Below are 11,421 nucleotides of genomic sequence, written 5' to 3' on the forward strand. Positions count from 1 at the left end.
TGAAGCTAATTACTGAGCCGTCGGAATCTTCCCATCGGTGAGGTAACGAACATCCCACTCTGGTGCTTGCGCCAGGAACGGTGGGATTTCTTGTACCCAGTGGGAATAAGCGAAAAGTGGAACTGGCCATTCTCGGGGCACCCAAGTGTCGTCAACATAGTCGGAGTCTGTCCCGTACTCGATTTCCCCGCCTGCGGGGCACGGCAAGTAATAGAACAGTGCAGAGTCGACGCGATGCCGTCCAAGTCCAAAATGCGACTTAGGCCACCCGGCGCGTTCCATGTTATTAACCCCCACCATCAACTCATCAATGTCAGACACCCCAAAGTTAGCGTGATGGAAGCGCAGTTTTCCATCCATGCCAGGCAGAGGCCCAGAGGCATTTATTGCGAGCAATGAATGATGGTTGTTGGTGCCGTCTGCGCGCAGGTAGACGCCTACGTCGTGCTGATAATCAGATAACTTGAATCCAAGACGCTCTTGAAAAAAAGCGGTCTCTTGGAGAAAGTTGGGCATCGCGAAAACTACATGATTAATAGTTTTGGGAGCTGCATGCGTGCGCCAAGGGCGGGGCGTGTTGAGGCGCTGAACATATCCAGGTGCGTTGGTAAGAGGCGGGGCGCTCACTACAGGTTTTTTTGTAAAGAGCCTAAGGCCAAAGGCGAGTCCGCCATCTGTAAGGAAACGAGCTACACCATCTTCACTGATGAGCACCTCCCGATCCTGCTTCAGGTTCTGGATCAGCACATCAAGAGCTAATTCAGAATCAACTCCCCAGATAACTTCTCGAACTCCGATGCCGACTTGGCTCGTATTGGGCATCCGATAGTCATCCATTAGTCTAACTACCACCTTTGAGCCTTCTTTGAGCTCAAATACTGACTCTGTTGTATCGCCTTGCTTCAGCGATAGCCCAAAATCTTTCAAATACTGCGTGCAAAGAGCGACGTCATCAACGCCGTAAACAAGAGATTCAATTCCAACAATTGCCATGCTTAATCCTCAGCATTAGTCTAGTGAACCGGGTGCTGCCCTTTTCGGAGTCGAAAAAGGATGAGCTCTAGAGCGAGGCAAAATCGCCGACAGGCCAACTTTTGGACGTGACGTCCACGGGGGGCGGGAGGGTAAACGAGACGGAACGTGCGGAATAAATGAACATGGAATCCTCCAACTTTTATTAGCCCTCATCGAGGTGCGTTTTTGTGAAACCAATCATGGAGGAGAGGCGGGAAATGAAAAGTTTGTTCAACGGACGCCTATGGTTCATGAGATGAACTCGTGCAGAGCATGGGCAGCGGGCAGAGTGGTCGCCTAGGAGTTCGTGCTGGGATCGACGTCGCGTGTTGCACATCCACCACTGACTCCGACCCACTGCAGCTCAGTGAGGTGCGCCCATTCGAGAGCTGAGCGAACGTATGGGGCGGCTCACCTATGTATGTTTGTAGGCTAAAAAAACAAGAAATGTTACGAGGTTGTAAGATCATGATTGAAGCTATCGTCACAAAAAAAATTCTTGCAGCTGATGACATATTCTCCTTCCACCTAATCCGAGCGGATGGAGCATCTCTACCTGAATTTTCTGCTGGAGCGCACATAGATGTGCAGCTACCTAACGGCCTGGTTAGGCAGTATTCGATACACAGCAGTCCAGAGGACACGCTTCAATATGAGATCGCTGTCTTGCTGGATCCATCTTCTCGAGGAGGTTCGCGCGCGATGCACGAGCTCCTTCATGAGGGCACGCGCGTAATCATAAGCGAGCCCCGAAATTTATTTCCTCTCACACCTGACGCTAAACGCTCCTTGCTCTTTGCGGGCGGAATTGGCGTCACTCCTATTCTGTGCATGGCGCAACGGTTAAACAAGCTAGGGTCTTCATTTGAGATGCACTATTGTAGTCGTTCGCGATCCCGAGCTGCATTCGTAGATCGGATCCAGGCGTCTGATTTTGCAGAGGCGGTTACGTGCTATTACGACGACGAAGGTGAAAAACTCAACTCCAAGTCAGTATTAGGCCGTTATGTTGTGGGAGATCATTTATATGTCTGCGGGCCTACGGGGTTTCTAGAATTTGTATTAAGTGAGGCAAGGGCGCTCGGGTGGCCAGAGGAAAGTCTTCATCGTGAATACTTTGCGGCTCCCCTTCAAAAACCTTCGCAAGCTAATACATTCGAAATACGCCTCGCCAGCAGCGGTCAATCTTTCGTTGTACCTGCGGAAAGTACAGTGGCTGAGGTGCTTCTTGAGGCAGGGATCAATATTCCTCTTTCGTGCGAACAGGGCGTCTGCGGGACGTGCTTAACCCGCGTACTTGAAGGCGAGCCCGATCACAGAGATATGTTTTTGACAAAAGAAGAGCGTGCGAAAAACAATCAGTTCACTCCCTGTTGTTCTAGGTCGAAAAGCCCAGTTTTGGTTTTAGATCTCTAAGATTTATCAGGTTGTAGCCTGTGAGCTTAACTGCTGCATGCGTCATAAGGCCACCTGTGCTGGCTTGGAATGTATCTTGAGCACATGATATGGCCTGCTCCTACTAACAAATATAAAAGGACAGTGGATATGAATTATTTGAGAAATACATGGTACGTCGCAGCATGGAATACTGAGATTAATTCAGGGGCGCTATTTACCAGGACGCTCTTGAATGAACCAATTCTTTTTTTTCGTGACGAGACCGGTCAAATCCAGGCGATCTATGATCGCTGCCCGCATCGATTCGTTCCACTATCCAAAGGTAAGTTAAGCGGATCAGAAGTACAGTGCGCTTACCATGGACTCAAATTCGATGGCACTGGTGGGTGTACTCACAATCCGCACGGGGACGGTAAAATCCCTCGAGCCGCCGTTGTTAAACGATACCCGGTCGTCGAAAAATACAGCATGATTTGGATTTGGATGGGCGATATAGCGAAAGCTGACGAGGCCTTGATTCCTGATTTTAGCTGTCAAGATCCATCCCGCTATGCTGTTGCTAAGGGTTACTTGTACGCCCAAGCTAACTATGTCCTGGAGTCGGATAACATTCTGGATCTGTCACATATCGAGTTCTTACATCCAGGTTCGCTCGGCAGTGAAAGCGTGAGCAAGGCGGCGACCAGTGTCGAAGAGGAAGGTAATACCATCTGGTCTTTTCGCCAGACATCTGCGGAAATATTGCCTGATTTTGTCTATACAGCGCTGGGGGTTAAGCACGGCACGGTCGTTGATCGTTGGATCGATGTGCGGTGGAATGCACCGGCTAACATGCTGATTTTTGTCGGCGCAACGCCCACGGGGCAACCGCGAGCAGAGGGTCGGGAGTCATATTTCCCTCAGTTTTTTACACCTGAGACAGACTCTACTACGCACTACTGGTATTCCACTCAAGCCCCCTTGGAAATGGGAGAAGAAGGACAGGTGTTTGCACAAGCACAACTAGACGGGCTGACCGAACCGTTCAGCAAAGAAGATCTACCAATGCTCGAGGCGCAACAAGTCAACATGGGCGAAGCAGATTTCTGGTCGCTGAAGCCAGTCCTGTTGCCCGGGGATGCGGCGGCAGTTCGCGCGCGCCGTGCGTTGGACAAGCTGATCTTGGAAGAGTCTGCGGCGAATATTCCGGCAGTCAATGTATAGCAAGGATTGCGATACCTAACGTCGAACTCCAGCCGCAGTAATAGCGGAGTGATCAGCCAGACGGAAAAAAGGTATCGCCTTGGAGTGTTTTTTCCAGCACTCCAAGGATCCCTTGGCGACGCACTCGGTCGTTGTAGACCATTTTTAAATCCAATTTATGGCGCTGTGAACAGAACCTGTCGAAAGACGGATCAGCGTGCGTGAAAAGTATCCGCTTTTCCATGTGGTAGTTCTCCTGTGCAGCCGGGTGCAGTGGGTGCATATAGAGATTCTCTAAAAATCCTTCACTTTGACCTGCTATCGGGGCATGCGAATGCAACTCAACGACAAAGTCATCATTATCACCGGGGGTTGCCAAGGATTGGGCCGCTCAATGGCCGAGTATCTGGCCGACAAGGGGGCGAAACTGGCGCTTGTCGACCTCAACAAGGAAAAGCTCGACGACGCTGTCGCTGCTTGCGCGGCAAAAGGTGTCGAGGCTCGAGCTTATCTGTGCAACGTCGCCAATGAAGAGCAAGTGACGGACATGGTCACTCAGGTGGCCGAAGACTTCGGCGCGATCCATGGCTTGATCAACAATGCCGGCATCCTGCGCGATGGATTGCTGCTCAAGGTGAAGGATGGCGAAATGACCAAGATGAGTCTGGCCCAGTGGCAGGCGGTTATCGATGTCAACCTGACCGGAGTATTCCTGTGCACCCGGGAAGTCGCGGCAAAAATGATCGAGCTGAAAAGCAGCGGTGCAATCATCAATATCTCGTCGATTTCCCGTGCCGGCAACGTCGGCCAGACCAACTACTCCGCCGCCAAGGCCGGTGTCGCCGCAGCGACCGTAACCTGGGCCAAGGAACTGGCGCGCTTCGGCATTCGAGTGGCGGGTATTGCGCCGGGCTTTATCGAAACCGAGATGACCCTAGGCATGAAGCCGGACGCTCTAGAGAAAATGACGTCGGGAATCCCACTGAAGCGCATGGGCAAGCCGGATGAAATTGCTCATTCGGCGGCTTACATTTTCGAGAACGACTACTACACCGGTAGGATTCTGGAGATGGATGGCGGGATGCGCATGTAGGAGCCAATGCAGAACGAAAGTGGGAGTAGGCTAGCTGTTCCCACAGTCGATTGCATTTCTAAGAAATCATCGTCGCAGTTGATGAGGTTCGGCATCAGCGATGACGCTGCTTCCTGCAATATATCAATGTCCAACGGCACCTTAAGCTCTAGAGGCACTGGAATCCGAAGTGCTTACACAGGCTTAGCTGCTGCTTTTCTATGGCGGATCGTGCGGGGCAGGCTTACGCCTGGCCGGTACCCTCGGACGCTGTTTGTCACCCAAACGCGTGACAACGGTTGTTGGCAGTTTTACTTGTCCGAGGAGATAAGGAGAATGGCATGCCCACCTTTTAAGCTCGTGCGCCACCCCGGCCGTATAGTTCACGCTGCGAACTATCTCGGAGGATTCCGCGATGTTTGACCTGTCGCTTCTAATCGGCCTCCCCCAACCCAATACTATCGACACTGAATCGCTTAGCCCTGAAGGTGCCGCGATTAAACTACGGCAGGCTGCCACTCTTCGATTTAATGGAGCTCAGAGTATTCTGCTTCATTTTCCGCAAGACGTTGAGTTGGCAGTAGATCTGTTGGATGACGCCGCTGTGTTGTACGACAAGGCGTTCCGGAGTTTGATTGGCATCCCAGCTCAAGCGTTCATCAACAGATCCATGAGTATGTCTCTGTCCCATCCGCTGAAGGCTCACCTGCGATCCAGCCCCCCGTGGGGCGATGAGTTCGCTCCGGTAATAAAGGAGGGGGTTCGTTGCGCAGAGACTTGGCTTGAAGGCTCATCATTACCGTTATGGTGGGCGCTGTCTTAGAACCGAAAACGCCATCGTCCAGGTGATCCCCAAGAAGCATTTGAAGCAGGTTTTCTGCTTCGATTGCAGCAAACGCTGCTCATGCGGCGTGAGGCGGTGCCTTCCCAATCGACCGGCTTTGATGACTGAGTCTTTAATTGACATTTGAGACTTTGCTTTTGCCGCCAAACCCTCCGATCCAGCGATCTTTGATCGCGCCGATCGGACGGTTCACTCGCTTTTTCTCGAAGCCACCTGGTTCCGCCCTCCCATTTCAAGTTTTTAGGGCCACGCCTTCTTTTACCCAAGTGATTGCCCACGATATCTAACGAGCGCAATGCAATTCAGCGGCAGAGCCGAGTTTGTCGTAGGGCTAGGGCTAGAGAGGTGGCGACAGCGGCGACAGCGGCGACAACCCTTGTCGGACGTGCTCTGCAGCGTGGCGACAAAAGTGGCGACAGTCGCCACTTTTTGAGCACTTTGGCCGTGCCGCTTGACCGTCTTTTCGAGTGAGTATAAAAATTGGCGCATGGACCGCTGTCGTTGACAGCACCAGCCCAGGTAGTCAGAACCTTCAAGGCTACGCCACTTGTTGGTGGTTCTTCCCCAAGTGCGATTAGCGTCCGGCGGCTCGCACGGTCACTCCTCTAGAGTGATGGATGCCTACTCGACTTGTCTGTCCATTGCGGCAGACGATGGACCTTCCTCGCTGCGCTGCAGCAACCTCACCTCTCGACGCATTCGCTGCGCCAATCCATGCCCGTCTCTTTCTCCTGGAAAGAGACGGGCGCTCATACCACTGCTGCAAGCCACGTCGTACAAGGCATTGCCGCAACTCTCCTCGTGACAATCGGCCTGAAAAATCCGATTCGTCGCCATCCGCAACGACACAGGCACCGGTGCCGCAGCCTATGGAAAGGCTGCACCTGACTGACAGTCAGGCATGCCCCAGGTGTCGATGTTGTTGCCTTCTCTCACTCAGGATCTCCAGGTGCCGAACTCGTCAGTCGGCACAGCCTCCACCCGCCCGCATCTTCGGATGCGTCTAAGGAGGCCAGATTCATGGGGTCATGCCCTTGCTCCCGGTCGTAAGGAGCCGTTCGTTCCACGTCAGTGAACACCTCACAGGCCGCAGGGGCCTTGATCCCTGATAACACTCAACAGCCGTGGCGGGACTACGTGAGGACAACCAACTATGAACGAGGAGAGGGCCCATGCAGCAGTTAGATCCGAAGCTTGAACTGCCACGACCACCTCGACCGCTGATTGAGTCGAATCCCGTGGCCCCGCCTTATCCGGTGCAGGCACTGGGTGGGATTCTTGGGCCTGCGGTAGAGCGAATGGCCGAGGTCATCGGCGTGCCCCAGGCATTGGCCGCGCAATCAGTGTTGGCTACCTCGGCGCTGGCCACTCAAGGTCATGCGGGCTTACAGCTCGACGGGAGAAATTATCCCCTGTCGCTGTACCTGATCACGGTGGCTGCGTCCGGTGATCGCAAGACCGCGGCAGACCGATGTGCATTGCTGCCGGCACGGCAATGGGAGCGTGAACAGTGGAAGCGCTACCGCGAACAACTCGCCCTGTACCATGCCGCACAGCGGCAGGCGCAGCGTATCAAGCCTGCCGATCCCTCTCCCAAAAACAGCGTACCGCTCGAGGCGGAGCCTTCGGCCCCTCGGTTGATCACCACAGACCCGACGATCGAGGCCCTGGTCAAGGGGCTCTGCCATGACTTGCCGAGCATGGGGCTGTTCTGTGACGAGGGCGGACAATTCCTTGGCAGCAGCACCATGAGTCGGGACAACCGTTTGAAAGCGGTCACGACCTTGTCGTCACTCTGGGACGGCAGTCCGATAGATCGCGCGCGGTCTATGGCGGGTGAAAGCTTGCGAGCTTACGATCGACGCTTAAGCCTGCACCTGATGCTGCAACCGTATCTAGCCATGCAGTTAATCAGTGACCCATTGCTGCAGGGGCAAGGCATTCTAGGGCGCTGCTTGATGACCTGGCCCACCAGTCTAGCCGGGCAGCGTAACTACCAGGCTGTCGACTTGTCTAAAGACGCCGCCCTCAAGCGCTATCATCACCGCCTTTCGGCTCTGTTTTATCAGCCTTGGTTACTATCCGCTGACGGAGCCTTGCAGCTGTCAGAGCTGAGCCTCAGTCCGCTGGCACGTCGTCGCTGGATTGATTTGCATGATGCTATCGAAGCTCAGCTAGGGGAGTTTGGCGAGCTGGCCAGCGTACGGCCCAGCGGATCAAAGGCCGCCGATAACCTCCTGCGCGTCGCCGGCATTCTTGCAGTTGTGGAGGAGAGCAGCGTCGTGGAGGTCGACCATATCCAACGGGCCTCGGCTCTAGTCGGCTACTACCTCACCGAGATCCAGCGCCTGACTGAGCAGGAGCCAGTGTGTCGAGTAAAAGAGGAGGCGGACCGCCTGCTGCGATGGCTACAGGTCAAAGATTGGAAGCGTTTCAGTATTCGTGAATTGAATCGCAACGGTCCCCGCTTTGCCCGCAAGAGCAGTCGTTATGCCGCCAAGCTGCTGGTCGAGTTGATTGATCATCAGTGGTTGATCACCGATGGCCACACCTTCGAGGTGCGCCATGTTTAATCTTGATGAAGCGCTGCGTAACCATCTGGCTCAGCGTCAAAAGGAGCCCAAAGCGCGATTTGTCGTCGCTACTGTCGCCACTTTGTCGCCACGCTCAAACCTAGGCAGGACAAGGGTTGTCGCCGCTGTCGCCAGTGTCGCCACCACCCATAAAACTATCACCTCGACGACAGCCATTATTCAATGGTTGAAAGAGGAGGGTGCGCATCTTTACGTCACCGACAACACGCTGTGTTTTCGCCCGACTGATTGGGCTCAGTTCGCGATTGTAAGTGCGCACTGGCGAGCCCTTTTGCAAGATATCGCGGCAGTCGATCAGGAACAGAAAAATGGCTAGGGTCGGTAAGCGAGCGGGGCGCAATTTCGGCTTTGGTCGCCAGCTCAGCTATGCCGGACCGCAAGCCTTGAAAGATCTGTTTGGCGACGGCCATTTTGCTACCGTCAAAGCCCATAGCGATCGCTGGCAGGCATTCGTGCATTGGTGTCGATCCGATGAAGGACCGAGGGTCAACGACGCGCGCCAGATAGACCGCGAGATCCTCATGCGGTACGCCGTCCACGTGCGGGAGCAGGTTGATCAGGGCAACGTCGGCATTGCCACCGCGCAGAACCGACTGTCCAGCGTGAACCGAACAATGGCTGCGCTGCGCGGTGATCAGTACGTCAAAATCCCGAGTCCAAGCAAGGCGCTGGGCTTGCAGCGCTCAGGCGTTCGTAGTGAACCTCCACAAGGCCAAGACCGTGTGCAGGTCAGGCTGATTGCGCAAGTGCTGTCAGAACGTCAGCAGGAGAGGGTGAGTGCCATTGTGCTCCTTGCCCGGGAGACCGGTATGCGACTGCGCGAAGCGATCCTGGCCGATCTGCCCCGACTGCAACGAGAGGCTCAGCGACTGGGGAAGATCAATATCCAAGACGGCACTAAGGGCGGCCGATCCGGCGCGTCCGCACCACGCTGGATTACGGTCACGGATCAAGTCCGCGGCGCCCTGGATATAGCTTGCGAGGCGTCACCCAGTGGCAGTAGAAATTTGTTGGCGCCCGATGAAAGCTACAAAGACTTCATACAAAAGGTCGTGCGGCCGGCACGCGACCTCCTGCATGAACGAGGTTTGAAAGGCTTCCATGAACTGCGGGCAGCTTACGCCTGTGAGCGCTATGAACAACTGACGGGCTTCCCTGCACCCGTCAATGGCGGTCGTGTTCATCGAGAAGATCGGGAGCTTGATCAGCGTGCACGACAGCAGATCAGCCACGAACTGGGACATAACCGCATCGATGTGGTGAGTGCCTACATCGGAGGTCGGCGATGACGGTCGAGTTCGACATAGCGTTGTTTTTGCGTCCCGTGCTCAAAGGTGCACATGCCACGCAGCAGCGGCACATCAGGCAAGCAGAAAGGATGCACGAGGTGATTCGTGAGCGCTGGGGTTGCGCGACTCCCTGGTCCTGGAGAGAAAAGCACGTGAGATGGTTTCTGGAGCACTATTTGCGATGCTCAGCTCCAGCTACCATCTACTACTATGAGTTAACAGCAGGGTTGATCCGCCGTAGAAAGGCAAAAGTCGTGGTTGCCTGATAGACCTTTAAGCGTGAGCCCCTGAGTATGGGAATGCGGAGCCTTCCCATACTCAGGGGCTTGGCTGAAAAAGCGCTGGCATACCAGAGATCTGGCAACTGTCGTCACTCCTTTCGCTCTGCTACACGACACGGGTCGTAGCCGGTGGCGCGTACCTTTTGGAGGTTCAGCGAATCGGTACGACGTTGCGATCTCTGGTTTGATTGATGGCCGATGCCGACAGGCTGCCGGTTGCCGCCTTCTGGATATGTTCACTCCACCAAGCCATCATCGGACGCCGGCGTTCGATGTAATCCGTCCGGTTGTAGGCGCTACGAACTTCGTCCTTGTCTACATGCGCCAGTGCGACCTCGATCAGCTCCGGATCCCAGCCATGCTCATTCAGGATGGTGCTCGCCATCGAGCGCAAGCCGTGGCTGACTAGACGGTCCTGAAAGCCCATGCGCTTCAACGCCATATTGGCGGTCTGGCTATTGGCATGGGTGCGGGGATTTCTATCTGAGGGGAACACGTACTCTCTGTTACCGCTGAGTTGCTTGAGCGTCTCCAGTAACGAAAGTGCCTGATCGGTAAGAGGGATTGTGTGCGGCCGACGCTTTTTCATGCGCTCTGGCGGAATGGTCCAAATGCGCTTGTCGAAGTCGATATCTGCCCATCGTGTGGTGGCTGCTTCGGCAGGGCGGGTCATCGTGTGCAGTTGCCATTCGATCAGGCAGCGGGTCGTGCGCTTGATGCTGGCGTTCGCGATTTCCATCATGAGCTCGGGAAGCTCCTCAGGTGGTAGCGCAGCCATGTTCTCTTTCTTGGGTCTCTTGAACACCGCCCGAATTCCATTGAGGGGGTTCGCGAATATCAGCCCGGAGTTGACCCCGTAGGTCATGATCTCGTTGAGTCGTTGGCTCAATCGTTTCACGGTTTCGAGGCTCCCTTTGGCCTCGATTGGACGAAGAATCTTGATAACCATCGGAGCAGTGATTTGAGAGAGCGGCGTTGTTTTCATGCTTGGGAAAACATGAAGCGTCAGCGATCTCCAAATGTCTTCGGCGTAGGCTTTGGTTACGGAGTCTTTCTTCAACTCGAACCAGGCCGTGGCCACCTTCTCGAAAGTGTGTTCACGCTCAGCAAGTTTGGCTTGCCTTACCTCATCACGCTGGGTTTTGGGATCAGTGCCTAAAGCGAGCAGCTCACGCGCCTCTGCGGCTTTCTTTCGGGCGTTGGCTAGCGAAAGGTCGGGGTATGGACCAAGCGCCATATTGATACGGCTTCTGGTCAGGGGCTCGCGGTAATTGAAATTCCACATCATTGAGCCGCTCGCGCGTACTCGAAGCTGTAAGCCATCGCCGTCGCTGAGGACGAAGTCTTTACCAGTTGCCTTGACTGCCTTGAGCTGGCGATCGGAGAGGCGGGTTGCGTTAGTAGGCATGGGGGCTACCTCCAGCACCGTTTTGGTATCCTGAAAATAGCATTTGGCAGTCCGGGATACCACCTGGGATACCAAAGCGCCTGGAACTCAGAAAACCTGCAAAGCCCCCATAAGCGCTGAAATTCCCGTATTTACTGGATTTCAGGCACAAAAAAAGACGTCCGTGGACGTCTTTAGATGATGAAGTGGTGGAGCCGGGGGGATTTGAACCCCCGTCCGCCAGTACTCCGCTGTCGGTACTACATGCGTAGCCGTTTCTATTAATTTAACACTCAGCGACCCGAAGGGCAGGGTGGTTTGGGCGTGTTGTGTAAGTTTTAGCCGATTCGTCCACAACGT

General features: G+C 54.6%; 10 protein-coding genes and 1 other RNA gene (1 of these 11 running past the window's edge). 7 read left to right on the forward strand and 4 right to left on the reverse strand.

Going from position 1 to position 11,421, the window contains the following annotated elements:
• Positions 1 to 9: 9 nt before the first annotated feature.
• Positions 10 to 993, reverse strand: coding sequence for a glyoxalase (locus tag ACIOVD_RS20600; protein ID WP_330215592.1), 984 nt, complete (start codon positions 991 to 993; stop codon positions 10 to 12).
• Positions 994 to 1,482: 489 nt separating this feature from the next.
• Between ACIOVD_RS20600 and ACIOVD_RS20605 the strand changes: the two genes are divergently transcribed.
• Entirely contained in the window at positions 1,483 to 2,430 is a 948-nt protein-coding gene (locus ACIOVD_RS20605; RefSeq protein ID WP_330215591.1) for a PDR/VanB family oxidoreductase, read from the forward strand.
• 129 nt (positions 2,431 to 2,559) lie between these two features.
• Complete coding sequence (locus ACIOVD_RS20610; RefSeq protein ID WP_330215590.1) at positions 2,560 to 3,615, forward strand: aromatic ring-hydroxylating dioxygenase subunit alpha; 1,056 nt, start codon at positions 2,560 to 2,562, stop codon at positions 3,613 to 3,615.
• Between the two features lie 52 nt (positions 3,616 to 3,667).
• Here ACIOVD_RS20610 and ACIOVD_RS20615 read toward each other — a convergent pair whose 3' ends face one another.
• Positions 3,668 to 3,973, reverse strand: a complete 306-nt coding sequence (locus tag ACIOVD_RS20615; protein WP_401129989.1) for a hypothetical protein — start codon at positions 3,971 to 3,973, stop codon at positions 3,668 to 3,670.
• Here ACIOVD_RS20615 and ACIOVD_RS20620 point away from each other — a divergent pair.
• The 5 genes from ACIOVD_RS20620 (at position 3,929) to ACIOVD_RS20640 (ending at position 9,659) form a co-directional block, all read left to right on the forward strand.
• On the forward strand, positions 3,929 to 4,687 hold the full coding sequence (locus ACIOVD_RS20620; RefSeq protein WP_401129961.1) for an SDR family oxidoreductase: 759 nt from the start codon (positions 3,929 to 3,931) through the stop codon (positions 4,685 to 4,687). The two genes, ACIOVD_RS20615 and ACIOVD_RS20620, sit on opposite strands and share 45 nt — an antisense overlap.
• 1,995 nt (positions 4,688 to 6,682) lie before the next feature.
• Entirely contained in the window at positions 6,683 to 8,083 is a 1,401-nt protein-coding gene (locus ACIOVD_RS20625; RefSeq protein ID WP_330215587.1) for a YfjI family protein, read from the forward strand.
• Positions 8,076 to 8,420, forward strand: a complete 345-nt coding sequence (locus tag ACIOVD_RS20630) for a hypothetical protein (protein ID WP_330215586.1) — start codon at positions 8,076 to 8,078, stop codon at positions 8,418 to 8,420. Before ACIOVD_RS20625 ends, ACIOVD_RS20630 begins: the two co-directional genes overlap by 8 nt.
• Positions 8,413 to 9,393, forward strand: a complete 981-nt coding sequence (locus ACIOVD_RS20635; RefSeq protein WP_330215585.1) for an integrase domain-containing protein — start codon at positions 8,413 to 8,415, stop codon at positions 9,391 to 9,393. Before ACIOVD_RS20630 ends, ACIOVD_RS20635 begins: the two co-directional genes overlap by 8 nt.
• Positions 9,390 to 9,659, forward strand: coding sequence for a hypothetical protein (locus tag ACIOVD_RS20640; protein WP_330215584.1), 270 nt, complete (start codon positions 9,390 to 9,392; stop codon positions 9,657 to 9,659). The genes ACIOVD_RS20635 and ACIOVD_RS20640 overlap by 4 nt, the downstream gene beginning before the upstream one ends.
• A gap of 166 nt (positions 9,660 to 9,825) precedes the next feature.
• Here the strand turns inward: ACIOVD_RS20640 and ACIOVD_RS20645 are convergent, their stop codons facing one another.
• Positions 9,826 to 11,082, reverse strand: coding sequence for an integrase domain-containing protein (locus ACIOVD_RS20645; protein ID WP_330215583.1), 1,257 nt, complete (start codon positions 11,080 to 11,082; stop codon positions 9,826 to 9,828).
• A 186-nt stretch (positions 11,083 to 11,268) separates the two neighbouring features.
• Positions 11,269 to 11,421: a transfer-messenger RNA gene (gene ssrA / locus ACIOVD_RS20650) on the reverse strand (it continues 252 nt past the right edge of the window).

Origin of the sequence: Pseudomonas sp. NPDC087626, from assembly GCF_044743405.1 — a bacterium.
Lineage (GTDB): Bacteria > Pseudomonadota > Gammaproteobacteria > Pseudomonadales > Pseudomonadaceae > Aquipseudomonas.

Coding starts and splice junctions, on each gene's coding strand:
- ACIOVD_RS20600 (WP_330215592.1), bottom strand. CDS start 993: ATGGCAATTGTTGGAATTGAATCTCTTGTTTACGGCGTTGATGACGTC.
- ACIOVD_RS20605 (WP_330215591.1), top strand. CDS start 1,483: ATGATTGAAGCTATCGTCACAAAAAAAATTCTTGCAGCTGATGACATA.
- ACIOVD_RS20630 (WP_330215586.1), top strand. CDS start 8,076: ATGTTTAATCTTGATGAAGCGCTGCGTAACCATCTGGCTCAGCGTCAA.
- ACIOVD_RS20640 (WP_330215584.1), top strand. CDS start 9,390: ATGACGGTCGAGTTCGACATAGCGTTGTTTTTGCGTCCCGTGCTCAAA.
- ACIOVD_RS20635 (WP_330215585.1), top strand. CDS start 8,413: ATGGCTAGGGTCGGTAAGCGAGCGGGGCGCAATTTCGGCTTTGGTCGC.
- ACIOVD_RS20620 (WP_401129961.1), top strand. CDS start 3,929: ATGCAACTCAACGACAAAGTCATCATTATCACCGGGGGTTGCCAAGGA.
- ACIOVD_RS20625 (WP_330215587.1), top strand. CDS start 6,683: ATGCAGCAGTTAGATCCGAAGCTTGAACTGCCACGACCACCTCGACCG.
- ACIOVD_RS20645 (WP_330215583.1), bottom strand. CDS start 11,082: ATGCCTACTAACGCAACCCGCCTCTCCGATCGCCAGCTCAAGGCAGTC.
- ACIOVD_RS20610 (WP_330215590.1), top strand. CDS start 2,560: ATGAATTATTTGAGAAATACATGGTACGTCGCAGCATGGAATACTGAG.